The following is a 24,178-nucleotide window of genomic DNA, read 5'->3' as shown; positions in this document are numbered from 1 at the left end:
CCTGGTGGAGGCCTGCGCGATACGGCGGCGGTCAGCCGAGCGTGGCCACCAGCACCGCCTTGATGGTGTGCATCCGGTTCTCCGCCTCGTCGAAGACGACCGAGTGCTCGGACTCGAACACCTCGTCGCTGACCTCCAGCTCGGTCAGTCCGTGGCGCTCGTAGATCTCCCGGCCGACGTCGGTGCCCAGGTCGTGGAAGGCCGGGAGGCAGTGCAGGAACTTGACGTCGGGGTTGCCGCTGGCGCGCAGCACGTCCATGGTCACGGCGTAGGGGCCGAGCAGCGCGATCCGCTCGTCCCAGACCTCCTTGGGCTCACCCATCGACACCCATACGTCGGTGGCGATGAAGTCGGCGCCCCGCACGCCCTCCTTCACGTCGTCGGTGAGCGTCAGCCGGGCGCCGGACGCCTCGGCGAGCCGCTCGGCCAGCTCGACGATGGTGCCGTCCGGCCACAGCAGCCGGGGGGCCACGATCCGCACGTCCATGCCGAGCAGGGCGCCGGTGACGAGGTAGGAGTTGCCCATGTTGTAGCGGGCGTCGCCGAGGTAGGCGAAGGCCATGTTGCTGAGCGGCTTGTCGCAGTGCTCGGTCATGGTGAGCACGTCGGCGAGCATCTGGGTGGGGTGCCACTCGTCGGTGAGGCCGTTGTAGACCGGTACCCCGGCGAAGGCGGCCAGTTCCTCCACGACGCCCTGTCCGTGCCCCCGGTACTCGATCGCGTCGAACATCCGGCCCAGCACCCGGGCGGTGTCCTTCACCGACTCCTTGTGCCCGATCTGCGAGCCCGAGGGGTCGAGGTAGGTGGTGACGGCGCCCTGGTCGGCCGCGGCGACCTCGAAGGCACAGCGGGTGCGGGTGGAGGTCTTCTCGAAGACCAGCGCGATGTTCCTGCCGCGCAGGTACCGCGTCTCGGTCCCGGCCTTCTTGGCCGCCTTCAGCTCGGCGGCCAGCGCGACCAGCCCGCGGAACTCCTCCTCGGTGAAGTCCAGCTCCTTGAGGAAGTGGCGGCCGGCGAGGGCGGTCGGGACTGTCGCCATGGGGGCGCTCCAGCAGTAGGGGTCGACGCGGTGACTTTTGGAAGTCTATACGATGTTTCACATTTCTATACAGGGTCCCCACGGGTCTCGTACGAGGTCTCATACGGGGTCTCGCTCCACCGGGCAGCTCATGCAGCGCGGACCGCCCCGCCCCCGGCCCAGCTCGCTGCCCGGGATCTCGATCACCTCGATGCCCTGCTTGCGCAGGTGGGTGTTGGTGGTGGAGTTGCGTTCGTAGGCGACGACCACACCGGGTTCGACGGCGAGGACGTTGCAGCCGTCGTCCCACTGCTCCCGCTCGGCCGCGTGCACGTCCTGGGTGGCGGTCAGGACCCGGATCTCGCTGAGGCCGAGGGCGGCGGCGATCGCACGGTGCATGTGCTCCGGCGGATGGTCGGTGACCTTGAGCTCCTTCTCCCCGCTTCCCGGTTCGATGGTGTACGAGCGGAGCATGCCGAGCCCGGCGTACTGGGTGAAGGTGTCGCCGTCGACCATCGTCATCACGGTGTCGAGGTGCATGAAGGCGCGCCGCTTCGGCATGTCCAGGGCCACGATCGTCCGCGCGGAGCCCGCCGCGAACAGTTTGTGCGCGAGCATCTCCACGGCCTGTGGGGTGGTGCGCTCACTCATCCCGATCAGGACCGCGCCGCCGCCGATCACCAGGACGTCGCCGCCCTCGATGGTCGAGGGGTAGGCGGCCTGCCCCTCCGACCAGACGCGGAACGTTTCGCCACGGAAGAGCGGGTGGTGCCGGTAGATCGCCTCGAAGTGCACCGTCTCGCGCTGCCGGGCCGGCCAGCGCATGGCGTTGATGGAGACGCCGTCGTAGACCCAGGCGGAGGTGTCCCGGGTGAAGAGGTGGTTGGGGAGCGGCTGGAGGAGGAAGTCGTCGAGGTCCATGACGTGGAAGCGGACCGAGGTGGGCTCGGCGTGCCCGGCCAGGAACTCCCGCTTGGTCATGCCGCCGACCAGCGCCTCGGCCAGCTGGGGCGCGGGCAGGTTCTCGAAGGCCGCGCGCAGGTGGTCGGTGGCGAGCGGGCCGTACTCCTTCTCGTCGAAGACCCGGTCCAGGACCAGGGTGCGAGCCGCCGGGATCGCCAGCGTCTCGGTGAGCAGGTCGCCGAAGAGGTGGACGGCGACCCCGCGGTCCCGGAGCACGTCCGCGAAGCCGTCGTGTTCGGCCCTGGCCCGGCGCACCCACAGGAGGTCGTCGAAGAGAAGGGCGTCCTTGTTGCTGGGGGTGAGCCTTTTGAGCTCCAGATCCGGCCGGTGCAGGATGACGCGGCGCAGCCGCCCGGCTTCGGAGTCGACATGGAATCCCATGACTCCATCCTGACCATCGCGGACCGGGTTCACCCTCAGGTCAACCGAATCTTGTTGTCGTCCTCTTGACGACAAACGCGCCGGGCACGATTATTGTCATATTGACTCTAAATCACGAGGGGGACTTCATGGCCGACATCACCCGGCGGCTGGGGCGGCGCCACCTGCGCGGGACCCCGACGGCGCACATCAGACATCACCGGGACGGAAAGCTGCTGCACGACGGCACCGGCATCAGCTTCTGGTTCCGTGCGCTGACCGCGGCGATCTCCGAGATACCGGTCGACGACCGCGAACTGGCGATGACCTTCCACGCCCGTACGGCGGACTTCCAGGACGTGGCGGTGCAGGCGACGGTCACCTACCGCATCGGCGACCCGGCGCTGGCCGCCGCCCGCCTCGACTTCTCGATCGACCCCGGCACCGGAGCCTGGCGCGGCACCCCGCTGGAACAGCTGGGCACCCTGCTCACCGAGACGGCCCAGCAGCACGCGCTGGCCGTGCTGGCCCGGACCCCGCTGGCGGCTGCGCTGGCCGACGGGGTGGCGGCGGTCCGGGAGCGGATCGCCGACGGCCTCGGCACGGAGCCCCGGCTGCCGGCCACCGGGATCGAGGTGGTGGCCGTGCGGGTGATGGCCCTGCGGCCCGAACCGGAGGTGGAGCGGGCCCTGCGCACCCCGGCCCGCGAGCAGATCCAGCAGGAGGCCGACCGCGCCACCTACGAGCGACGGGCGGTGGCCGTCGAGCGGGAGCGGGCGATCGCCGAGAACGAGCTGGCCAGCCAGATCGAACTCGCCCGCCGCGAGGAGCAGTTGGTCGAGCAGCGGGGCACCAACGCGCGGCGCGAGGCGGAGGAGCACGCGGCGGCCGACGCGGTGCGCGCGGAGGCGGAGGCCGCGCGGTCGGTGAGGCTGGCGGAGGCCGAGGCGGCCCGCACGGTGAAGCTGGGCGAGGCGGAGGCGGCCCGGGCCGTCACGCTCGCGCGGGCCGAGGCGGCGGGCGTCCGGGAGACCGGCGAGGCCCGGGCCGCGGCCCAGGCGGCCTGGCTGCGGGTGCACGGCGAGGTGGACGTGGCCACACTGCACGCCCTCACCGGCACGCGGCTCGCCGAGAACCTGCCGCGCATCGACAGCGTGACGGTCTCGCCGGACGTGCTGACCGGACTGCTGGCCAAGCTGGGCTCGCCGGAGGGGTCGTGACCACGCCCCAGCGGCCCGCGACCGGGGCGGCCCCGGCAGGCACGCCGCCCCGGCGGCCCACGAACCCTGCGGCGCACCGGCCCACCGGGAGCGGCCCCGGCGACACAGGCCGCCGGGGGTCCGAGGAAGCGGCGGGGCACCGGGCCGCCGTGGAAGGCGTGGCCGGCCGGTGGGTCGTGGAGTCGGGGGCGGGCGGCCCGGCGAGTTCCGCCGGCCGGCCGACGGAGGCGGTGTCGTGAGCCTCGCGCCCCGGGTGGTTCTCGTGCACCGGACCACGGAGTACGAGGGGTTGGTGGCCCACCACGGCACCCACGGGCAGGCCGCCTTCTTCCTCTCCACCCGGGGGCGGGACATCGAGGAGGTCGCCGAGCGGCACCGCCGGACCGGGCGGGCACTGGCTGAGGTGACCGCGGCGATTCCGCTGGCCTGGCGTCAGGCCCGGGTCGAGCGGACCGACCTGGACCGTTTCCTGTTCGGACCCGAGGACGTGGTCCTGGTGGTCGGCCAGGACGGGCTGGTGGCGAACGTGGCCAAGTACCTGGACGGCCAGCCGGTGATCGGCATCGACACCGACCCCGGCCGCAACCCCGGCGTGCTGGTACGGCACCGGCCGGAGCACACGGCGACGCTCCTGGCCTCGTTCGAGGCCACCGGCGCCGACGAGCTGACGATGGTCGAGGCCGTGGCCGACGACACCCAGCGGCTCGTGGCGCTCAACGAGATCTATCTGGGAACCGCCGGTCATCAGACCGCCCGATACCGCCTGGGCCTCGAGAACGACGGGGGTGTCGTCGAGGCCCAGGCCTCCTCCGGGGTGCTGGTGGGCACCGGCACGGGTGCCACCGGCTGGCTGCGCTCCCTGTGGCAGGAGCGCGGCGCCCGGCTGTCGCTGCCCTCCCCCACCGAGGACCGCCTGCTGTGGTTCGTCCGGGAGGCCTGGCCCTCGCCGGTGACCGGGACCTCCCTGGTAGCAGGCGAGCTGACCGCCTCGGCGTCCCTGACGCTCACGGTCGAGTCGGACCGTCTGATCGCCTTCGGCGACGGCATCGAGACCGACGCCCTGGAGCTGACCTGGGGGCAGACGGTCCGGGTCGGGGCCTGCGCCCACCGGCTCCGGCTGCTCGGCTGAACCGGGCGCCGGGCAGGCCTCACAGCCGGGGGTCGACCGGCTCCGACTCCAGCGCCAGCACCCCGAACACCGCCTCGTGGATCCGCCACAGCGGCTCGCCGTCCGCGAGGCGGTCCAGTGCCTCCAGGCCCAGCGCGTACTCGCGGATCGCCAGGGATCGCTTGTGGTTGAGGAACCGGTTCCGCAGGCGGGTCAGGTTGTCGGGGCGGGTGTACTCGGGACCGTAGATGATCCGCAGGTACTCGCGGCCCCGGCACTTGATGCCGGGCTGGACCAGCCGGCCCTTCGGGTCGCGTGCCATCGCGCCGAGCGGCTTGACGACCATGCCCTCGCCGCCCCGGCCGGTCATCTCCAGCCACCAGTCCACACCGGCCCGCACCGACTCCGGGTCCCCGGTGTCCACGTACCGGCGCCGGGTGGTCCGGAGCAGGCCCGTCGGATCGTTCTCCACCAGCCGGTCCAGGAGGGCGAGCTGTTCGTCGTGCGGGAGCGTGGCGAGGCTGCGGCCCTGCACCGCGAGGATCTGGAACGGGGCGAGGTGCACCCCCTCCAGGCCCTCGGTGGTCCAGCAGTACTGGCGGTAGGCGTCGGTGAACGCGGCCGCGTCAACGGCGCGGTCACGCTGCCGGGTGAGCAGCCCGGAGATGTCCACGCCGCGCTCCGCCGCACGCTCCAGGGCGGCCAGCGCCCCCGGGAACACCGCGCCGGAGGCGGCGCCCACGGCCGCGTACTGGGTGCGCAGCAGACCGCCGGCCTTGAGCGACCAGGGCAGCAGTTCGGCGTCGAGCAGGAGCCAGTCGGTGCCGAGTTCGTCCCAGAGTCCGGCCGCGTCGGCTGCGGCGCGGATCCGGCCGAGGATCTCCTCCGTGACCGACCCGTCGTCGAAGAACGGACGCCCGGTGCGGGTGTAGAGGGAGCCGGTGGGGCCGGGCGCGACACCGAAGCGCCGGTGCGCCGCCTCCGTGTCCCGGCACACCAGGGCCACCGCCCGCGAACCCATGTGCTTCTCCTCGCAGACGACGCGGGCGACCCCGTCCTGCGCGTACTGGTCGAAGGCCTGGGCCGGGTGCTCCAGGTAGCCCTCGACGTGCGAGGTCGGCGTCGGCGCCATCGTCGGCGGCAGGTACGGCAGCAGGCGCGGGTCGACCGCGAAGCGGCTCATCACCTCCAGAGCGGCCGCCGCGTTCTCCTCGCGGACCGCGATCCGGCCCTGGTGCCGGGTCTCCACGACCCGCCGGCCGTGCACGTCCGCCAGGTCGAGCGGGCGCCCGTCGTGGCCGCCGGGTGCCTCGGTGCGCAGCGGCCGGGCCGGCTCGTACCAGACCCGCTCGGCGGGTACGTCGACCAGTTCCCGTTCCGGCCAGCGCAGCGCGGTGAGCTTGCCGCCGAACACCGCTCCGGTGTCCAGGCAGATGGTGTTGTTCAGCCAGCTCGCCTCCGGGACCGGGGTGTGGCCGTAGACGACGGCCGCACGGCCCCGGTAGTCCTCGGCCCACGGGTAGCGCACGGGCAGGCCGAACTCGTCGGTCTCGCCGGTGGTCTCGCCGTACAGCGCGTGCGAGCGGACCCGGCCGGAGGTGCGGCCGTGGTACTTCTCGGGCAGCCCGGCGTGGCAGACGACCAGCTTCCCGCCGTCGAGGACGTAGTGGCTGACGAGTCCGTCGATGAACTCCCTCACCTGCCGGGTGAACTCCTCGCTCTCGCCGTCCATCTGCTCGATGGTCTCGGCGAGTCCATGGGTGTGCTGGACCTTGCGGCCCTTGAGATAGCGCCCGTACTTGTTCTCGTGGTTGCCGGGCACGCACAGGGCGTTGCCCGACTTCACCATCGACATCACCCGGCGCAGCACGCCGGGGCTGTCCGGGCCGCGGTCGACGAGGTCGCCGACGAACACGGCGGTGCGGCCCTTCGGGTGCACCCCGTCGGCGTAGCCCAGCTTGCCGAGCAGGGCCTCCAGTTCCGAGGCGCACCCGTGGACGTCGCCGACGATGTCGAAGGGGCCGGTGAGGTGGGTCAGGTCGTTGAAGCGCTTCTCGGTGACGACGGTGGCCGACTCCGCCTCCTCGGCCCCGCGCAGGACGTGCACCTTGCGGAAGCCCTCACGCTCCAGGTGCCTGAGGGAGCGCCGGAGTTCGCGGATGTGGCGCTGGACGACCCGGCGGGGCATGTCGGCGCGGTCGGCGCGGGCCGCTTTGCGCTCGGCGCACACCTCCTCGGGGACGTCCAGGACGATGGCGATGGGCAGCACGTCGTACTGCCTGGCCAGGTCGATCAGCTGACGCCGGGACTCCTGCTGCACGCTGGTGGCGTCGACGACCGTGCGGCGGCCGGCCGCCAGCCGCTTGCCGGCGATGTAGTGCAGCACGTCGAAGGCGTCCTTCGTGGCGCCCTGGTCGTTCTCGTCGTCGCTGACCAGTCCCCGGCAGAAGTCGGAGGAGATCACCTCGGTCGGCTTGAAGTGGCGGCGCGCGAAGGTGGACTTGCCGGAGCCGGAGGCGCCGACGAGGACGACCAGCGAGAGGTCGGTGACGGGCAGGACCCGTCCTGCGGTCTGCTCGGTCATGCTGCCTTCGCCTCCTTCGCGGTGGGAGTGGTGGTGTTCGTCTGGAAGACGGCCATCTGGGTGGGCGGCCCGACCTCGGGGTCGTCCGGCCCCACGGGGACGAACTCGACGTCGTAGCCGTGGAGTGCGGCGACCCGGGCGGCCCAGGTGCGGAACTCCTCGCGGGTCCACTCGAAGCGGTGGTCGCCGTGCCGGACATGACCGGCGGGGAGGGTCTCCCAGCGGACGTTGTACTCCACGTTCGGCGTGGTCACCAGGACCGTGCGCGGGCGGGCCGCGCCGAACACGGCGTACTCCAGGGCGGGCAGCCGGGGCAGGTCGAGGTGCTCGATCACCTCGCTGAGCACGGCGGCGTCGTACCCCTTGAGCCGCCGGTCGGTGTAGGCCAGCGAGCCCTGGACGAGCTTGACGCGGGACGCCTGCCGCTCGCCCATGCGGTCCAGCTTGAGCCGGCGCGCCGCGACGGTCAGGGCCCGCACCGACACGTCGACGCCGACGATCTCGGTGAACGCGGGGTCCTTCAGCAGCGCCTGCACCAACTGGCCCTGCCCGCAGCCGAGGTCGAGGACCCGGGCGGCACCGGACCGGCGCAGCGCGTCGAGGATCGCCTCCCGGCGCCGCACCGCGAGCGGCGCCGGCTTCTCCTCCGTCTCCGTCTCCTCCTCGACCGCGTTGTCGATCTCCTCGACCTCGCTGTCGTCGGTCTCGGCGAGCCGCACCAGTTCCAGCCGCTCCATCGCCTGCCGGGTCAGCGACCAGCGACGGGAGAGGTAGCGGGTGGTGATGAGCCTCTGCTCGGGGTGTCCGGGCAGCCAGCCCTCACCGGCGCGCAGCAGCTTGTCGACCTCCTCGGCGGACACCCAGTAGTGCTTGGCGTCGTCGAGGACGGGGAGCAGGACGTAGAGGTGGCGCAGCGCCTCGGCGAGGGTCAGCGACTCCGCCTCCAGAACGAGGCCGACGTACCGCGAGTCGCCCCACTGCGGGAACGAGGTGTCCAGGGCGACCGGTTCGGCGGTCACCGTCCAGCCGAGCGGCTCGAAGAGCTGCCGGACCAGACCGGGGCCGCCGCGTGCGGGCAGCGCGGGCACCTCGATACGCAACGGCATTGGCCGCTCGGGGGCTTCGGGACGGGCCCGGCACACGCCGCGCATCGCGCTGGAGAAGACGTTGCCGATCGCCACGGCGAGGAGCGAGGAGGCGGCGTACGGGCGGTCGTTGACGTACTGCGCGAGCGCCGCGTCGGGTGCCCCGCCGTGCCCCTTGCCCTTGCCGCGCCGGACCAGCGCCACCGCGTCGATCTCCAGGAGCAGTGCCGCCGTGCAGCGCTCGGCATCCGCCTCGGGGTAGAAGACGTGCGCGATGCCGTAGGAGGTCGAGAAGGTCTGCGCGTTGTCGGGGTGCTTGTGCAGCAGGAACCCGAGGTCGGTCGCGGGACGTGCGGGGGTGCCGGTGGTGGTGATCGTCAGGAACACGGTGGGTCGCCTCGAAAGGGGTCAGGAATCTGTGCGAAAGCGCTGGTCGTGCGCTTGTGCGCGGTTCCAACGTACCGAGGGTCACCGCGTGGGGCCCCGGATTTTTTCCGGGGCTACCGGCCGGCCCGCCGCCAGGCGCCGACGCCGAGCTTCCCCGTGGTCCCGAGGTCCAGGCCCGGGGTGACCGTCACGGGTGCGGCGCCCGGCTTCGCCAGGACCCGGACGTAGGGCACGTTCACCGGCGTGCCCGCCAGTGTCGTGTTGCGCCAGACCAGGCCGGACAGGGCGGTCTCACCGGGTTTGAGGACGAGCGCGACGGGCGGCCCGTCGAAGCCGGTTCCCGTGGCGATGGCGGCGCCGCCGCGCAGGACGTGTATGCCGTCGACGGGCTCGCGGTCGTCGTCCAGGAGGCTCAGCTCCGGGTAGCCGTCCAGCGCGTAGTCCCGCTTTCCGCAGTTCTCCAGGTGGAGTCCGACGACGCGCAGGCCCATCGCGGCGTCCCCGTCGTCGGCCCACAGCCGCACGCCGGAGGGGGGACAGGCGCCCGTCCGGGCCGGCGCCTCGTCGGCGGGGACCTTGGTGACCTCGGCGACCTTCACCCGGGTCACCGGGGAGGCCCCGGGGGCGAGGGCACCCAGGCCGACGGTGCCGCTGGTGGTGCGGCCCGGCTCGACCCTGCGCACGGTCACCTTCCGGGAGTCCATGACGGCGCCGGTGTCCGTCGTGAAGTCGAAGAGCACGGTGTAGGTCATGGCTTCGTCGCCGTCGTTGCTGACCTGGTAGGCGGCGGAGATGCCGGAGTCGCCGGACTCGGGCAGCGGGTCGGCGTGCACCCGGAACGGCATGCCGGACGGGGTCGGGCTCGGGGAGGCCGCGGGGAGGGTGACCGAGGTGATCCGCACGCCGTCCACCGGGGGGTCGGTGACGGTGGTGCGGGGTCCGGGCACGGTCGCGCCGGCGCCGCGGCCGGTGTCGGCGTGCTCCGCGCCGCAGGCCGTGGCCAGGAGCAGGGCGACGGCGGGAGCGAGGAGACGCGGGTGAGGTCTGCGCATCCGGCCACCTCATCAGGACGAACCCCCAACGCCTGTGATGGAAGCCATAGTTCCGGTCACAGCCACGTCACAACCGGCCGGATGCGCGGACCGGGCCGGTTACGGCAGCTGCGGCTGGACCTGGGCGGAGATCAGCTCCAGGTGGTCCAGATCGGACAGGTCGAGAACCTGGAGGTAGAAGCGCGTCGCGCCGATCTCCGCGTAGCGGCCGATCTTGTCGACGACCTCGGCCGGGGTGCCGGCCAGGCCGTTCGCCTTCAGCTCGTCGACCTCACGGCCGATCACGGCGGCGCGGCGGGCGACCTCCTGGTCGTCCTTGCCGACACAGACCACGAGGGCGTTGGAGTACGTCAGGTCGCCGTCCTTGCGGCCGGCCGCCTCGGCGGCGGCACGCACCCGGCCGAACTGGGCCGCGCTGTCCTCGACCGAGGCGAACGGCATGTTGAACTCGTCGGCGTAGCGGGCGGTCAGCTTCGGGGTACGGGTGGCGCCCTGGCCGCCGATCAGCACCGGGATCCGCGCCTGGGCGGGCTTGGGCAGCGCGGGCGAGTCGGTGAGGTCGTAGTAGGTGCCGTGGAAGTCGAAGGTCTCGCCGAGTGCGGTCCCCCACAGACCGGTGACGATCGCCAGCTGCTCCTCCAGGCGGCCGAACTTCTCCTTCGGGAAGGGGATGCCGTACGCCTTGTGCTCCTCCTCGAACCAGCCAGCGCCGAGGCCGAGTTCGACCCGGCCCCCGGACATCTGGTCGACCTGGGCGACCTGGATGGCGAGGACGCCGGGCAGCCGGAAGGTGCCCGCGGTCATGAGGGTGCCGAGGCGGATCCGCTTGGTCTCGCGGGCGAGTCCGGCCAGGGTGATCCAGGCGTCGGTCGGGCCGGGCAGGCCGTCGGCGTCGCCCATCTTCAGGTAGTGGTCGGAGCGGAAGAAGGCGTCGAACCCGAGTTCCTCGGTCGCCTTGGCGACGGTGAGGAGGGTGTCGTAGCTCGCGCCCTGCTGGGGCTCGGTGAAGATGCGAAGGTCCATGCGTCCATCCTGCATCGCCGGAGTCCCGTCAACCGCATCGGCACCGGTGGTTGCGCATGTCCCCGCCGGGGAGAACATCACGACGGCGGGGCCCCCGCGCGGGGCGGGCCAGTGACCGGCGCCCGCGCCGGACGGTCCTCGCCGGCGCGCGCCGTTCGCGGCCCGCCGACGGCGGCGGGCCGGGGGCCGGGAAGGCCGTCCAAGGGTCCGTTCCGCAGCAGGCTGACCCCTTGGGCCGGCCGAAGGGGCTGCTCCAGCAGACGGGGGAACTCATGGCGGCGCTGAACGTGGATCTGTCCGGCCTCCAGCAGGAAGCGGGCTCCGCCGCCGACTGCCGGGAATGCTTCGGCGTCCCGCCGAACGCCTGGGCCTGCCCGGCGAGCGGAGCTGCATCACGCCCCCACGGGGCTTGCGCCAGCCGGTGCCGGACGCGACGCGAACGACGGTTCCCGCACACCGAAGCCGCGTCCGCCTCGGCGGCGATCGCCGCCGGCGTCCCGTTCCGGGGCCTGGAACCACCACGGGAGACGACGCCCGCTACGGACACCGGGGCCGGGACGACCGGCCGGACCGTCGGTTCGGGTCTCAGCCGTCGCGGACTTCCTCCCTCGCGGCCAGTTTGCGCAGCATCTCCAGTACGCGGTCCCGGGACTCGTCGGCCGCGTCGATCGCCTCCATGCACTGCCAGTACGCCGCCTCGTCGGCCGCCGCGCTGGCCATGCCGACCAGCGTGATGCCGACCTCGGCGAGAAGGCCGCCGAGGCAGAGGAGCGTGGCACGGGCGTCGTCCAGTTCGGTGAGCTGGGCGGCGCGCAGGGTGCCGGGGTCAAGGTCGGGGGCGCCCAGGATCCCGCACCCCCGGCCCGCCAGCTCGGTCAGGCCGAGGGCCTCGCCGCGCAGCTCTGGCGGGCCGGAGACGGCCAGCCGGCTGCCGATCGCCTGCGCCAGGGCCTGGGCCTGCCACACCTCGGTCATCATCTCGGGTACGCCCGCACCGCTCGCCAGCGCCCGTCTGCTCGCCACGATGAGCCGCATCGCGTCCATCCGCCGCCCCGTCCCCGTCGGTCCGAACTGCCCTACAGCAGCCAGTAGTTCACTACCCAGAGTGAGGGTGCGCGAGACGTGCAGCCAGAGGAAGAGGGAAATCTGTGGACAACAATTCGGATTCGGGCGGAGCCTTGACTACCGAGCGTCATACCGGAGTTCCGTACTCCCGGGCGGCGGCTCCGTCAGGCGGGCGGGAACCGCTGCTCGTTGCGCTCGATCTTCGCGTCCAGCGCGGCCAGCGGGTCGACGTCCAGGACCTCGCAGAGCTGGAGCAGATAGGACAGCACGTCGGCGACCTCGTCCGTGACCTTGTGCGCGGTGTCGGGGTCGTCCATCACGCGGGCGGACTCCTCCGGGGTCAACCACTGGAAGATCTCGACCAGTTCAGAGGCCTCCACGCTGAGTGCGGCCACCAGGTTCTTGGGCGTGTGGTACTGCTGCCAGTCACGGGCGGCGGCGAACTCGGCCAGTCTGCGCTGGAGCTTCGCCACGTCGAGGGGTGCTTCGTCGGTCACGCGTCCAGGTGTACCACTGTGATCGCCCCGGCTTCGTCGGCCCGGTGCGCGTCGCTCACCGCGCCGACGAAGCGGATGTGCCCGCGTTCGCCGATCAGGACGGCCGTGCGCAGCAGCTCGGTGCGCTGCCGGGGGTCGAGACAGCGGTCGAAGCCGTCGGCGAGGACGGTGAGGCCGCGCATGGCGTCGGGGACCTCACCGGGCGCGTCGACCTCCAGGACGCCCGGCCCGGTGAAGAGGACCAGGGCGAGGGCGAGGTAGCGCAGCTCGCCGTCGCCGAGCCGGGCCAGCTCGCAGCGGTGGCCGTCGCCTCGGTCGAGCAGCGCCCGTACCGTGCCGTCGCCGAGCGGCTCGGCGAGCAGGTCGGTCACGGGCCCGGCGCAGCCGGTGCGCACCGCGTCCACGAGCAGCGCGTGCCGGCGGCCGCACTCGGAGCGGGTGCGCCACAGGACGTCGGCGAGGTTGCCGCAGCCGCGCAACAGGCGTCCCGAGCCGGTGCGGACGGGCGCGCGCATGCCCTCGGGGCGCGGATCACAGGCGAACACGGACCGCAGGGCGACGACCATCTGCTCGGCGGCGGCGAGGACCTGACGCTGGCCGTCGGTCTTCCCGGCGACGCGCAGCGGCAGCAGCGCGGTGCCGAGCCGGTCGTCGGGCAGCGGGGCCCGGGTCACCGGGGAGCTGCCCGCCGTGTGCCAGGCGGCCTGTACGGCCCGGCGGCCGGGGTCACGCAGGGCGGTCTCCAGCAGTACGACGCCGCCCGCGGTCAGCCGCTCACCGACGATGCGGAGCTCGGGCTCGGCCTGCACGGCGACATCGAGCCGTACGGGTCCCTGGGCGCCGTCCGCCGTACAGCCGATCCGGAACCCGCGCCGCCGCCGCGCGTCGGGCCGCGCCCGTTCCGGCACCAGCGCGACGGGGTCGGGAAACACCTCCGTGACCGAGGACCCGCCCGCGAGCCGTGCCAGCGCCTCGTAGGCCGCGAGCACGGCGGACTTCCCGCTGCCGCTGGGCCCGGCGAAGAGGGTGACGCGTCCGAGCGGGAACCGCGCCCCACGATGGCGCGCGAAAGCGGAGAGCCGGAGTTCGGTGACCCGGGGACGGGGATCGAGCCGGGGGGCCGCTTCGGGGGCGGCTTCGGCGGCGGGCGGAGCGGAGGCGACGGTGGGCGCAGCGGTTCCGGCCGGTGGGGCGGTACGGCGGCCCGACCGGGCGCGGGGCACGGTTTCGCGCGGTTCGGCGGTCGGAGCGGGGCGGGAAGCGGGCGAGGCGGAGGGCACGGCCATAGGGGGACCGTAGGGCTCCGCGTGCCCGGTGAACCGTTCCGGCGCCGGTACCTTCCCACGATCGGGGGACGCCGTCGCCCGCGCCCCTCGGCCGAAGTCACCGCAGGAGCCGCGCACCCGCCGGCCGGCGGTTCAGCCGCCCGACACCCCCGCGCCCTCCATCAGCCCGCTGACCTCCGTGCCCGGCGGGGTGAGCAGGAAGACGTTGCGGTCCACCCGGTGCATCCCGCTGGCGAGGCCGAAGACGACGCCCGTGCTGAAGTCGAGGACGCGCTTGGCGGTCTCCGTCTCCGCACCGGTCAGGTCGAGCAGTACCGGTATCCCTGCCATCAGCGTCTCGGCGACCTCGCGGGCGTCGGCGAAGACGTTCACCCGCAGCACCACGAAACGGCGCCGCGTCTCGGTCTCCGCGTCCGGCAGCGACCGGTGGCCCACCGAGGACGGCCAGGCGTCACGGCCCCGCAGCGGCACGACCTGGGCGAGCCCCTCCCACTGTTCATCGGTGACGTCGTAACGGCTCACCGGCTCCCCCTGACCTGACTCACACTCGATGCCTGCACCAGCCAATTCTTACGCCAAGTCACCCGTTCGGCCCAACAGCGACACGAGGCGCGAGCGAGGTGGACACCGATGCGTGGAACAAGCGTTCTTGTCACCATTAGGGCAATTGCCGCGCATTGGGGGCTTCTTACTGCCCTCACACCGGACTCTTCTCCTCATGCGGCGCCCCGTTCACCGCCCGGGATTAGCGTCCGACGCGTGCACTTGGCAGAAACACAGCAGGTGACACCCGGCCGGCGGACACAGTCGGCGGTGTCCGCCGCCCCGGGGCCTCACCTGGATCCCGGCGTTCCCGGAGCCCCCGCCCCCTGGCACCGTGTGCTGACCCTCCTCGCCGACATCGCCCTGTTCATCGGCACCCGGTCGGTCTGGACGCAGGCGGCCACCCACCACCTGGCCCTGGCGGCCCTGATCTCCCTCTGCTACGTCTCGATCCTGGTGACCGGGGTACTGGCCCTGACCGTGCGCGGGACCCGCTCACTGGCCCGTCTCGACCTGCTGGTCCTGGTCACGGCCGTGACGCTCGCCCTGTGCGCCTGGGCGCTGAACCCCAACGGCGGCGACGAGGGCTCCCTCACCACCCAGGCCGCCCGGGAACTCGTCACCGGCCACGCCGTCTACGGGCAGCCCTGGCCCTGGCTGTTCCACGGCACGGGCATCGCCCTGACGCCGACGATGGACGGCGGCTACGACTACACCTACGGCTATCCCCCGCTGGCCCCGCTGCTCACCGTCCCGTTGCTGTGGCTCGGCCACTCCGGCGCACCGGCGACGGCGGTGTGCGTGGGCGCGCTGATCGCCGGCACGGTCGCCCTGTGGCGGCTGCTCCCGGTGCCGTGGCGGTCGGCCGCGACGCTGACCTGTCTCGGGTTCGGCTTCCTGTCGACGTACGCCCGGCTCGGCTACCCGGCGGTCATCGGCCTGGCCCTGCTGATCCCGGTGGCGGTGCGCTGGCCGCGGACCGGTGCGGGCGGCCGGCTGGGCGCGGCCGGGATCGCCCGGGCCGGGTGCCTGGGTGCCGCGTGCGCGGCGCAGCAACTCCCCTGGTTCGTCACGCCGTTCCTGCTGGCCGGAATCTTCGCGGTGCGGCGCGGGGAGCTGGGCGGCCGAGCCGCCGCCCTGGTGGTCCTGCGGATCGTCGGCATCGCCGTCACGGTCTGGCTGCTGATCAACACGTACTTCATCGTGTCCGGACCCGGCCGCTGGCTGGCCGGGATCACGCTGCCGCTGACGCAGGGCGCCGTGGTGCACGGCCAGGGCCTGGTGGACGTCACCCTGTACTTCACCGACGGCAGCGACCGCATCGCCTGGTACTCGCACGCCAGCATGCTGCTCGCGGCGGCCCTGCTCGCCCTGTTCGTGCTGTTCGTACGGCGCCTCGGCCCGGTCGCGACCGTGCTGCCCTGGCTCGCCTTCTTCGTGGCGACCCGCTCCCAGGACGGCTACTACCTGCTGATGACCCCGCTGTGGCTGGCGGCCGCCGTCACCGCGCCCCTCCCGGAGTTCGAGCGCGCCTGGCAGCCGCGGCCGGCCTTCCCGACCGGGCCCCGCCGCCGGTCCGTCCGGGTCGTGGCGGTCGCCCTGCTGTTCACCCCGGCGCTGGTGAGCGCGGCCCTCGCGGTGTCCGGCAGGCCGCCGCTGCGGATGGAGGTCACCGCGCTGCGCCGGGCCGAGCGGTCGGCCGCGGTGGTCCGGGCGATGACGCTGACGGTGGTGAACACGGGGGGCACCCCGCTCACCCCGCACTACACGCTCACCACCGGGCAGGGCATGAGCCGGTACTGGCTGCTGGTACGGGGGCCGGCGACGATCCCCGGGCACGGCACGGCGAGCGTCGAACTCCGGCCGCCCGACGGCCGGTTCGGTATTCCCGCCAAGCCGGGGACCCGGATCCGGCTGCGCGCCTTCACCTCGGACCCGCAGACCCTGTCCAGCCGGTACGTCACACTGCGCGGGACGCCCCCGTGAGGGCCGGTCAGGCCGCCGCGCGGGTGAAGCGCAGGGTGGCCGTGACCGTGGTCGGGCCGCCCATCATGCGCATCTGGTTGAAGGTGACCCCGAACTCCTCGCGCGCCACCGTGAACTCGGTCCGCAGCGTCAGCCCGTCCGCGTCGGCCGCGACCAGCTCCGCGGTGACCTGCTGCGGCCTGCTGACGCCACGGACGGTCAGCTGACCGTCGACGCGCACCGCGCCGTCCGCGGCCCGTTCGGCCCCGCGCACCGCGAAGGTGATCTCCGGGTGGTTGGCGGCGTCGAAGAAGTCGGCCGAGCGCAGATGGTCGTCCCGCTTCTTGTTCTTGGTGTCCAAGGTGGCCGCGTCGATCGTCAGCGTGCCGGTCGCGGTCCCGTCGGCGGCGACCTCGCCCCGGCCGGTGACGCCCGTGAAGGCGCCCTTGACGGTGACCAGACCCCACACCGACTTGTGCCGGACGGCGACGGTGGAGGCGGCCGGGTCGAGCTGCCAGAGGCCGGTTGCCACGGTGACGGTCACGGCTGTGCTCCGATCGGTTGATGGTTCAAATTTGGATGACTGCGGTACGGCTGCACGCTAGCCCAATATCCAAATTTGGACAACAGGTAGACTCGATGCCATGGCCGCCGTCCAGGAAGACCCCGCAGAGCTGCCCGTATGCCCGTCCCGGACGGGCGACGGGCTGCTCCCGGACGAGCTGCGCGCCTGGATGCTGCTGCTGGCCGCGACGGGGGCGGTGGAGCAGCGGCTGCGGTCGGTCGTGAAGAAGACCCTGGACGTCTCGCACGACGAGTTCCTGATCCTGTGCCTGCTCGCCGAGCAGCCCCGCCAGGGCCTGCGGATGACCCGGATCGCCGAGCTGCTGGGCCGCCCCAAGACCCGCCTCACGTACCAGATCGCCTGCCTCCAGCACGCCGGCCTGGTCACCCGCAAGGCCGTCTGCGACGACAAGCGGGGCATCGAGGTCGCCCTCACCGACAAGGCCCGCGGGCGCATCCAGGACGCCTCCGCCGCCCTGGCCGAGACGGTCGGGGAGGCGTTCGCCCACGTCATCGGAGCGGAGCAGCGCGAGGCCCTGTGCGCGCTCGTGCCGACCCTGGACGACGGCACCCGCTGACCCCCCGGATCCCGCCCCTCCCCCCTCGGGAGGCGCAGGTCACAATCACGGAGAGGGCAAGCTCACAGCCCCGTCACCCGTGCGCCTTCGGCCCGCTGCCCTAGCATCCGAGCATGACGGTCCTGCCTGACGACGGGCTCTCACTGGCCGCCGAGTTCCCTGACGCGACACACGAGCAGTGGCAACACCTCGTGGCGGGCGTACTGCGCAAGTCGGGCAGGGAAGTCTCGGGCGAGGCCGCTGAGGACGCCCTGTCCACGACGCTGGAGGACGGGCTGCGCACCCGCCCCCTCTACACCGCGCGCGACACCGCGCCCGACCCCGGCCTGCCCGGCTTCGCGCCGTTCGTGCGCGGCGGCCGGCCCGAGGGGAGCACCGCGGGCGGCTGGGACATAAGGCAGCGGCACGCCACCGCCCCCGACGGCGCGCTCCTGGCCGATCTGGAGAACGGCGTCACCTCGCTCTGGCTGCTGGCCGGCCAGGGTGGCATCCCGGTCTCCGGCCTCGCCCGCGCCCTCGACGGTGTCTACCTCGACCTGGCCCCGGTCGTCCTCGACGCCGGCCGCGAGGTGGCGGGAGCGGCCGCCGAGCTGTTCCGGCTGTACGACGAGAAGGGCGTCGACCCCGAGGCCGTACGCGGCAATCTGGGCGCCGACCCGCTGGGGTTCGAGGCGCGTACGGGTGAGTCGCTGGACTTCGCACCCGTCGCCGCCCTCGCGCGGCGGTGCGCGGAGGAGTTCCCGGGGCTGCGCGCGGTGACCGTGGACGCGCTGCCGTACCACGAGGCGGGCGGCTCGGCCGGGCAGGAGCTGGGTGCCTCGCTGGCCACCGGGGTGGCCTACCTGCGGGCGCTGACCGAGGCCGGACTGGACGTCGAACAGGCCCTCGGACAGCTGGAGTTCCGGTACGCGGCGACCGCCGACCAGTTCCTGACGATCGCCAGGCTGCGCGCCGCGCGCCGGCTGTGGGCGCGGGTCGCCGAGGTCAGCGGGGCGCCCGGCGCGGGCGCCCAGGTGCAGCACGCGGTCACCTCGCCGGTGATGATGAGCCGCCGCGACCCGTGGGTGAACATGCTGCGCACCACGGTGGCCACGCTCGCCGCCGGCGTGGGCGGCGCCGACGCGGTCACCGTGCTGCCGTTCGACCACGCGCTGGGCCTGCCGGACGCGTTCGCCCGCCGTATCGCCCGCAACACCTCGACGATCCTGGTCGAGGAGTCGCACCTGGCCCGGGTCGTCGACCCGGCGGGCGGCTCCTGGTACGTGGAGCGGCTCACCGACGAACTCGCCCACGCGGGCTGGGAGTACTTCCGGTCGATCGAGCGGGACGGCGGCCAGGCGGCCGTGCTCCGTTCCGGCCGGCTGCGCACGGACCTCGCGACGACCTGGGCGGAGCGCTCCAAGAAGCTCGCCAGGCGCCGCGAACCCGTCACCGGCGTCAGCGAGTTCCCGCACCTGGCCGAGAGGACGCCGGTGCGCGAGCCCGCCCCCGAGCCGCCCTCCGGCGGGCTCCCCCGGGTCCGCCGGGACGAGGCGTACGAGGAGCTGCGTGCCCGCTCGGACGCCCATCTCGCGGCGACCGGCGCCCGCCCCCGGATCTACCTGGCGACGATCGGCCCGGCCGCGGCCCACACCGCCCGCGCCGGTTTCGCCGCCAACCTCTTCCAGGCCGGCGGCATCGAACCCGTCACCGAGGGCAGTTTCGAGGAGAGCGGTGCCACCGAGGCGGTGCTGTGCTCCAGCGACGCGCTCTACGCCGAACAGGCCGAGCCGACCGCCCGGTCGCTGAAGGATGCCGGTGCCGGGCACGTGTTCCTCGCGGGCCGGGGCGAGTACGCCGGCGTCGACGGTCACGTCTTCGCGGGCTGCGACGCCGTGGCCGTGCTGTCCGAGACCCTCGACCGCATGGGAGTGTCCTGATGGGAATCCCCGACTTCTCCGGCATCGAACTGGGGACCCCCGTCACCGAGGGCGGTGACGCGCAATGGCGTACGGCCGTCAAGCAGGCATCCGGCGGTGAGGCCCCGGTGTGGGAGACCCCGGAGGGCATCGGGGTCAAGCCGCTCTACACCGGCCGTGACCTGGAGGGCCTGGACTTCCTCGGGACCTACCCGGGCATCGCGCCGTACCTGCGGGGCCCCTACCCGACGATGTACGTCAACCAGCCCTGGACCATCCGCCAGTACGCGGGCTTCTCCACCGCCGAGGAGTCCAACGCCTTCTACCGGCGCAACCTGGCGGCCGGCCAGAAGGGCCTGTCGGTCGCCTTCGACCTGCCCACCCACCGGGGCTACGACAGCGACCACCCTCGGGTGACCGGTGACGTCGGCATGGCGGGCGTGGCCATCGACTCGATCCTCGACATGCGCCGGCTCTTCGACGGGATCCCGCTGGACCGGATGACCGTCTCGATGACGATGAACGGCGCCGTGCTGCCGGTGCTCGCGCTGTACATCGTGGCGGCCGAGGAACAGGGAGTACCACCCGAGAAGCTGGCCGGGACCATCCAGAACGACATCCTCAAGGAGTTCATGGTCCGCAACACCTACATCTATCCGCCGAAGCCGTCGATGCGGATCATCTCCGACATCTTCGCCTACACCTCGCAGCGGATGCCCCGTTACAACTCGATCTCCATCTCCGGCTACCACATCCAGGAGGCCGGTGCCACGGCCGACCTGGAGCTGGCGTACACGCTGGCGGACGGGGTCGAGTACATCCGCGCGGGACGCGAGGCCGGCCTGGACGTGGACGCGTTCGCCCCGCGGCTCTCCTTCTTCTGGGCGATCGGCATGAACTTCTTCATGGAGATCGCCAAGCTGCGCGCGGCCCGGCTGCTGTGGGCAAAGCTGGTCGCGCAGTTCGAGCCGCAGAACACCAAGTCCCTCTCCCTGCGCACCCATTCGCAGACCTCGGGCTGGTCGCTGACCGCGCAGGACGTCTTCAACAACGTGACGCGGACCTGTGTGGAGGCGATGGCGGCGACCCAGGGCCACACCCAGTCGCTGCACACCAACGCCCTCGACGAGGCCCTCGCGCTCCCGACGGACTTCTCGGCGCGCATCGCCCGCAACACCCAGCTGCTGATCCAGCAGGAGTCGGGGACGACCCGGGTCATCGACCCCTGGGGCGGCAGCGCCTACGTGGAGCGGCTGACCTACGACCTCGCGCGCAAGGCCTGGGCGCACATCCAGGAGGTCGAGCAGGCGGGCGGGATGGCCCAGGCCATCGACGCCGGCATCCCGAAGCTGCGCGTGGAGGAGGCGGCCGCGCGGACCCAGGCGCGGATCGACTCCGGGCGGCAGCCGGTGATCGGCGTCAACAAGTACCGGGTGGACAGCGACGAGCAGATCGAGGTCCTCAAGGTCGACAACTCCTCGGTGCGCACCCAGCAGATCGAGAAGCTGCGGCGGCTGCGCGCGGAGCGGGACGACGTCGCGTGCCGGGCCGCGCTCGACGCACTGACCCGCGCGGCGGACGGCGAGGGCAACCTGCTCGAGCTGGCGGTGAACGCGGCCCGCGCCAAGGCGACCGTCGGCGAGATCTCCGACGCCCTGGAGAAGGTGTACGGGCGGCACGCGAGCCAGATCCGTACGATCTCCGGTGTGTACCGCAACGAGGCCGGCGAGTCCCCGAACGTGGACCGCACCCGGGCCCTGGTCGACGCCTTCGACGAGGCCGAGGGGCGCCGTCCGCGCATCCTGGTCGCCAAGATGGGCCAGGACGGCCACGACCGCGGCCAGAAGGTGATCGCCACGGCCTTCGCCGACCTCGGCTTCGACGTCGACGTCGGCCCGCTGTTCCAGACCCCGGAGGAGGTCGCCCGCCAGGCGGTGGAGGCGGACGTCCACGTGGTCGGCGTCTCCTCGCTGGCGGCCGGCCACCTCACCCTCGTACCGGCGCTGCGCGAGAAGCTCGCCGAGGAGGGCCGGGCGGACATCATGATCGTGGTCGGCGGGGTGATCCCGCCGCAGGACGTGCCGACCCTGCTGGAGATGGGCGCCACCGCCGTCTTCCCGCCCGGGACGGTGATCCCGGACGCGGCCCACGACCTGGTGAAGCGGCTGTCGGCGGAACTCGGGCACGACCTGTGATGGACGTCGACGCCTATGTGAAGGGTGTGCTCGACCACAGGCGCGCGGTCGTCGCCCGCGCGATCACCCTGGTCGAGTCCACCCGTCCGCAGCACCGGGTGCTGGCGCAGGAGTTGCTCACCGAGCTGCTTCCACACAGCGGCCGGGCACGGCGGATCGGCATCAGCGGGGTGCCGGGCGTGGGCAAGTCGACGTTCATCGACGCGTTCGGGACGCTGCTGACCGGGCTCGGCCACCGGGTCGCCGTGCTCGCCGTGGACCCGTCGTCCACCCGGACCGGAGGCTCGATCCTCGGCGACAAGACCCGGATGGAGCGGCTGTCGGTCGACCCGGCCGCCTTCGTCCGGCCCTCCCCCAGCGCGGGCACCCTCGGCGGGGTGGCCAAGGCGACCCGCGAGTCGATGGTGGTCATGGAGGCCGCCGGGTACGACGTGATCCTGGTCGAGACCGTGGGCGTCGGGCAGTCCGAGACCGCGGTCGCCGACATGGTCGACTCCTTCCTGCTGCTCAGCCTGGCCCGTACCGGCGACCAGCTCCAGGGCATCAAGAAGGGCGTCCTGGAGCTGGCCGACGTGATCGCCGTCAACAAGGCGGACGGTCCGCACGAACGGGACGCGCGGTCCGCGGCACGCGAACTGGCCGGCGCGCTGCGGCTGATGCACGGCAAGGACGCCTTCTGGACGCCGCCGGTGCTGAGCTGCAGCGCCCGTGAGGCGACGGGGCTGGACGTCGTCTGGGAGCGACTCGAGCAGCACCGGGCGCTGCTCGACTCCACCGGGCGGCTCGCCCGGAAGCGCCGTGAGCAGCAGGTCGGCTGGACCTGGTCGATGGTGCGGGAGGAGCTGCTCGGCCGGCTGTCCGCCCATCCGGCGGTACGGGCGGCCGCCCCCGACCTCGAACGGCAGGTCCGGGACGGCACGTTGACGGCGACGCTGGCCGCCGAGCGGATCCTCAAGGCGTTCGGGGAATCCCCGGACACGCCTCGAACCGCCTGATCCTGAAGCGTCTCCCGCCGCTCGTCGGACGGCGCGACCCCGTCCTCGAAGCCCGGCACCCCGTACGGCCGGCCCGCGCCACGGCAAGCCGCCGGTCGAGGACGTCCGCCGGGCGGCGGCACGGCGGACGTGGACACGGCCGCTCGGGTACGGCGGGCCGGGCGGGCAGCGGCCGCGGCCGCGGCCGCGGCGGTGAGGAGGCCGGCGACGGCCCGCGGGCTGCGGAAGCCGGCCCGTTCGCCGTGGCCGGGACAGCGGGTCCAGCCGGGACGGCCGCGGGCACCGCGGCGCGTGCCGAGCGTGCACCCCGTCCTGCCGTCGTGGCGCATCATCCTCGCGTCGGGCCCCCGCCGGCGGGGGGTGCCGGTTCGCGGTCACCGGCCCGGGCGGGCCTTATTCGTTTGCCGCCGGTCGGCCTGGTCGGATAGGAAGCTTGCATGCTCAGGGGTAGCAAGGTCGGACTCAGGGCCCGGTACGAGGCGGACGTCCCCGTCCTGCAGGCCGAACTCCACGACGCCGTGGTCACCGCCTCGCGGGCCAACCGCCGGCCGTGGCGGCCGTTCACGCCCGGCTCCAAGGAAGCGCCGTTCGTGGTGGCCGACGCGGAGGAGGGGAACGTCCCGTTCTCCGTGGTGGAGCTGGAGGGCGGCACGTTGGTCGGCAGCGCCATGCTGTGGGGCCTCGACACCCACAACCGGTCCGCGCACCTGGGGCTCGGGCTGCTGCCGTCCGCCCGCGGCAAGGGCTACGGCACCGACGTGGTCGCCGTGCTGTGCCACTACGGCTTCGTCGTACGCGGACTGCGCCGGCTGCAGGTCGACACGCTGGCGGACAACGCCGCGATGCTGCGCTCCGCCGAACGCAACGGCTTCGTCCGCGAAGGCGTACTGCGCTCCGCGGCCTGGGTGATGGGAGAGTTCCTCGACGAGGTGCTCCTCGGCCTCCTGGCCCAGGACTGGAAGCCGGCCGCGCAGGGCTAGGCCGACGGCCCGGGGCGCGGGTGCGCACCAGGGGGCCGCGCCCGGTCTGCGCCGGTACGCGGCCCCCTGGTGTCACCCTTGGCGGGTCACTCCGCGGCGAGGCTCCGGGCCGCCTCCAGGATCAGGGCGGCGACCTTCTCGGGGTGGGCGAGCATGACCAGGTGGGAGGAGTCCACCTCGACGACGGTCATGCCGGCGCGCTCGTAGCCGTAGCGCTCGACGTCGGGGTTGATGGTGCGGTCCGAGGAGGCGACCAGGCCCCAGGAGGGCTTGGTCTTCCAGGCCGCGACCGGGGCCGGCTCGGCGAAGGCCGCGCCGGCCAGGGGCCGTTGGGAGACGGCGAGCACCTCGGCCAGGTCCGGGTCTACGTCGGCGGCGAAGATCGCGGGGAACCGGTCGGTCTCCACCGTCACGTCGGTGCCGGGCTCGTCCGACCCCGCGACCGGGAACGGCGTGTACACCAGGGCCGAGGCCAGCTCGGAGTCGGGGAACCGGCCCTGCAGCTCGCCGAGGCTCTCGCCCTCCTCCAGGGCGTAGCCGGCCAGGTAGACGAGGGCCCGCACGTTGTCCTCGGCCCCCGCGACGGTGATGACGGCACCACCGTAGGAGTGCCCCACCAGGACGACGGGGCCGGGCAGCGCACGGACCACCGAGGCGATGTACGCGGCGTCGCCGGTCAGACTGCGGTTCGGCACGGCCGGGGCGAGCACCTTCAGCCCGCCGGCGAGCAGCTCGGGGATGACCTGGGCGAAGCTGGACGCGTCGGCGAAGGCGCCGTGCACCAGGACGACGGTGGGTGCGGGGTCGGTCAT

General features: G+C 73.0%; 20 protein-coding genes. 8 read left to right on the top strand and 12 right to left on the bottom strand.

Annotation, left to right across the window (positions count from 1 at the left end; genetic code table 11):
* Positions 1-31: 31 nt before the first annotated feature.
* On the bottom strand, positions 32-1,039 hold the full coding sequence (gene argF, locus ACZ4O3_RS01015) for an ornithine carbamoyltransferase (protein ID WP_362725811.1): 1,008 nt from the start codon (positions 1,037-1,039) through the stop codon (positions 32-34).
* A 99-nt stretch (positions 1,040-1,138) separates the two neighbouring features.
* Positions 1,139-2,362 carry an arginine deiminase gene (locus ACZ4O3_RS01010; protein WP_362725808.1) on the bottom strand — a complete coding sequence of 408 codons (1,224 nt, stop codon included), beginning with the start codon at positions 2,360-2,362 and terminating at the stop codon, positions 1,139-1,141.
* Positions 2,363-2,490: 128 nt separating this feature from the next.
* On the opposite strand from ACZ4O3_RS01010, the gene ACZ4O3_RS01005 reads away from it, so the two are divergent.
* Together ACZ4O3_RS01005 and ACZ4O3_RS01000 are read left to right on the top strand one after the other, a co-directional pair.
* Complete coding sequence (locus tag ACZ4O3_RS01005) at positions 2,491-3,561, top strand: SPFH domain-containing protein (RefSeq protein WP_467720715.1); 1,071 nt, start codon at positions 2,491-2,493, stop codon at positions 3,559-3,561.
* Between the two features lie 235 nt (positions 3,562-3,796).
* Positions 3,797-4,690: an NAD(+)/NADH kinase gene (locus ACZ4O3_RS01000; protein ID WP_467720714.1), complete on the top strand. Its 894-nt coding sequence runs from the start codon at positions 3,797-3,799 to the stop codon at positions 4,688-4,690.
* Positions 4,691-4,709: 19 nt separating this feature from the next.
* On the opposite strand, the gene ACZ4O3_RS00995 is transcribed toward ACZ4O3_RS01000, so the two are convergent.
* The 8 genes from ACZ4O3_RS00995 to ACZ4O3_RS00960 all read right to left on the bottom strand — a co-directional run bounded on the left by ACZ4O3_RS00995 (position 4,710) and on the right by ACZ4O3_RS00960 (position 14,170).
* Entirely contained in the window at positions 4,710-7,253 is a 2,544-nt protein-coding gene (locus ACZ4O3_RS00995) for a polynucleotide kinase-phosphatase (protein ID WP_467720713.1), read from the bottom strand.
* A complete protein-coding gene (locus ACZ4O3_RS00990) occupies positions 7,250-8,725 on the bottom strand; it encodes a 3' terminal RNA ribose 2'-O-methyltransferase Hen1 (RefSeq protein ID WP_362726490.1) in 1,476 nt (491 codons plus the stop codon). The genes ACZ4O3_RS00995 and ACZ4O3_RS00990 overlap by 4 nt, the downstream gene beginning before the upstream one ends.
* 113 nt (positions 8,726-8,838) lie before the next feature.
* Entirely contained in the window at positions 8,839-9,777 is a 939-nt protein-coding gene (locus ACZ4O3_RS00985; RefSeq protein ID WP_467720712.1) for a DUF4232 domain-containing protein, read from the bottom strand.
* A gap of 99 nt (positions 9,778-9,876) precedes the next feature.
* The gene (locus ACZ4O3_RS00980; RefSeq protein ID WP_362726495.1) at positions 9,877-10,800 is read right to left on the bottom strand and encodes an LLM class F420-dependent oxidoreductase; all 924 of its coding nucleotides are present in this window, start codon (positions 10,798-10,800) and stop codon (positions 9,877-9,879) included.
* A 585-nt stretch (positions 10,801-11,385) separates the two neighbouring features.
* On the bottom strand, positions 11,386-11,844 hold the full coding sequence (locus tag ACZ4O3_RS00975; protein WP_384996931.1) for a DUF6099 family protein: 459 nt from the start codon (positions 11,842-11,844) through the stop codon (positions 11,386-11,388).
* A gap of 185 nt (positions 11,845-12,029) precedes the next feature.
* Positions 12,030-12,362, bottom strand: coding sequence for a nucleotide pyrophosphohydrolase (locus tag ACZ4O3_RS00970; RefSeq protein WP_362732106.1), 333 nt, complete (start codon positions 12,360-12,362; stop codon positions 12,030-12,032).
* Positions 12,359-13,648 carry an AAA family ATPase gene (locus ACZ4O3_RS00965; protein WP_467720711.1) on the bottom strand — a complete coding sequence of 430 codons (1,290 nt, stop codon included), beginning with the start codon at positions 13,646-13,648 and terminating at the stop codon, positions 12,359-12,361. Before ACZ4O3_RS00965 ends, ACZ4O3_RS00970 begins: the two co-directional genes overlap by 4 nt.
* A gap of 132 nt (positions 13,649-13,780) precedes the next feature.
* Positions 13,781-14,170 carry a cell division protein SepF gene (locus ACZ4O3_RS00960; RefSeq protein WP_362727836.1) on the bottom strand — a complete coding sequence of 130 codons (390 nt, stop codon included), beginning with the start codon at positions 14,168-14,170 and terminating at the stop codon, positions 13,781-13,783.
* 291 nt (positions 14,171-14,461) lie between these two features.
* On the opposite strand from ACZ4O3_RS00960, the gene ACZ4O3_RS00955 reads away from it, so the two are divergent.
* The gene (locus tag ACZ4O3_RS00955) at positions 14,462-16,177 is read left to right on the top strand and encodes a hypothetical protein (RefSeq protein ID WP_467720996.1); all 1,716 of its coding nucleotides are present in this window, start codon (positions 14,462-14,464) and stop codon (positions 16,175-16,177) included.
* A gap of 7 nt (positions 16,178-16,184) precedes the next feature.
* Here ACZ4O3_RS00955 and ACZ4O3_RS00950 read toward each other — a convergent pair whose 3' ends face one another.
* Positions 16,185-16,700, bottom strand: a complete 516-nt coding sequence (locus ACZ4O3_RS00950) for a YceI family protein (RefSeq protein WP_362727838.1) — start codon at positions 16,698-16,700, stop codon at positions 16,185-16,187.
* Positions 16,701-16,800: 100 nt separating this feature from the next.
* Here ACZ4O3_RS00950 and ACZ4O3_RS00945 point away from each other — a divergent pair, with 100 nt between their 5' ends.
* From ACZ4O3_RS00945 to ACZ4O3_RS00925, 5 genes are all read left to right on the top strand, one after another.
* A complete protein-coding gene (locus tag ACZ4O3_RS00945; RefSeq protein WP_467720710.1) occupies positions 16,801-17,298 on the top strand; it encodes a MarR family winged helix-turn-helix transcriptional regulator in 498 nt (165 codons plus the stop codon).
* Between the two features lie 113 nt (positions 17,299-17,411).
* Positions 17,412-19,217 (top strand): methylmalonyl-CoA mutase family protein, encoded by a 1,806-nt coding sequence (locus ACZ4O3_RS00940; protein WP_384996920.1) that lies wholly within the window; start codon positions 17,412-17,414, stop codon positions 19,215-19,217.
* A complete protein-coding gene (gene scpA / locus ACZ4O3_RS00935; protein WP_362729895.1) occupies positions 19,217-21,391 on the top strand; it encodes a methylmalonyl-CoA mutase in 2,175 nt (724 codons plus the stop codon). The genes ACZ4O3_RS00940 and scpA overlap by 1 nt, the downstream gene beginning before the upstream one ends.
* A complete protein-coding gene (gene meaB, locus ACZ4O3_RS00930) occupies positions 21,388-22,386 on the top strand; it encodes a methylmalonyl Co-A mutase-associated GTPase MeaB (RefSeq protein ID WP_467720709.1) in 999 nt (332 codons plus the stop codon). Before scpA ends, meaB begins: the two co-directional genes overlap by 4 nt.
* 437 nt (positions 22,387-22,823) lie before the next feature.
* Positions 22,824-23,366 carry a GNAT family N-acetyltransferase gene (locus tag ACZ4O3_RS00925; protein WP_467720708.1) on the top strand — a complete coding sequence of 181 codons (543 nt, stop codon included), beginning with the start codon at positions 22,824-22,826 and terminating at the stop codon, positions 23,364-23,366.
* Positions 23,367-23,452: 86 nt separating this feature from the next.
* Here the strand turns inward: ACZ4O3_RS00925 and ACZ4O3_RS00920 are convergent, their stop codons facing one another.
* Positions 23,453-24,178, bottom strand: a complete 726-nt coding sequence (locus ACZ4O3_RS00920; RefSeq protein ID WP_362732893.1) for an alpha/beta fold hydrolase — start codon at positions 24,176-24,178, stop codon at positions 23,453-23,455.

This window comes from Streptomyces sp. NPDC026515, from assembly GCF_055567595.1.
The sequence above is the reverse complement of the archived record's forward strand: the minus strand, read 5'-3'. Positions and strand labels throughout refer to the sequence as shown.

Coding starts and splice junctions, on each gene's coding strand:
- ACZ4O3_RS00985 (WP_467720712.1), bottom strand. CDS start 9,777: ATGCGCAGACCTCACCCGCGTCTCCTCGCTCCCGCCGTCGCCCTGCTC.
- ACZ4O3_RS00945 (WP_467720710.1), top strand. CDS start 16,801: ATGGCCGCCGTCCAGGAAGACCCCGCAGAGCTGCCCGTATGCCCGTCC.
- ACZ4O3_RS00920 (WP_362732893.1), bottom strand. CDS start 24,178: ATGACCGACCCCGCACCCACCGTCGTCCTGGTGCACGGCGCCTTCGCC.
- ACZ4O3_RS00995 (WP_467720713.1), bottom strand. CDS start 7,253: ATGACCGAGCAGACCGCAGGACGGGTCCTGCCCGTCACCGACCTCTCG.
- ACZ4O3_RS00925 (WP_467720708.1), top strand. CDS start 22,824: ATGCTCAGGGGTAGCAAGGTCGGACTCAGGGCCCGGTACGAGGCGGAC.
- ACZ4O3_RS01005 (WP_467720715.1), top strand. CDS start 2,491: ATGGCCGACATCACCCGGCGGCTGGGGCGGCGCCACCTGCGCGGGACC.
- argF (WP_362725811.1), bottom strand. CDS start 1,039: ATGGCGACAGTCCCGACCGCCCTCGCCGGCCGCCACTTCCTCAAGGAG.
- ACZ4O3_RS01010 (WP_362725808.1), bottom strand. CDS start 2,362: ATGGGATTCCATGTCGACTCCGAAGCCGGGCGGCTGCGCCGCGTCATC.
- ACZ4O3_RS00980 (WP_362726495.1), bottom strand. CDS start 10,800: ATGGACCTTCGCATCTTCACCGAGCCCCAGCAGGGCGCGAGCTACGAC.
- scpA (WP_362729895.1), top strand. CDS start 19,217: ATGGGAATCCCCGACTTCTCCGGCATCGAACTGGGGACCCCCGTCACC.
- ACZ4O3_RS00940 (WP_384996920.1), top strand. CDS start 17,412: ATGACGGTCCTGCCTGACGACGGGCTCTCACTGGCCGCCGAGTTCCCT.
- ACZ4O3_RS00975 (WP_384996931.1), bottom strand. CDS start 11,844: ATGGACGCGATGCGGCTCATCGTGGCGAGCAGACGGGCGCTGGCGAGC.
- ACZ4O3_RS00965 (WP_467720711.1), bottom strand. CDS start 13,648: ATGGCCGTGCCCTCCGCCTCGCCCGCTTCCCGCCCCGCTCCGACCGCC.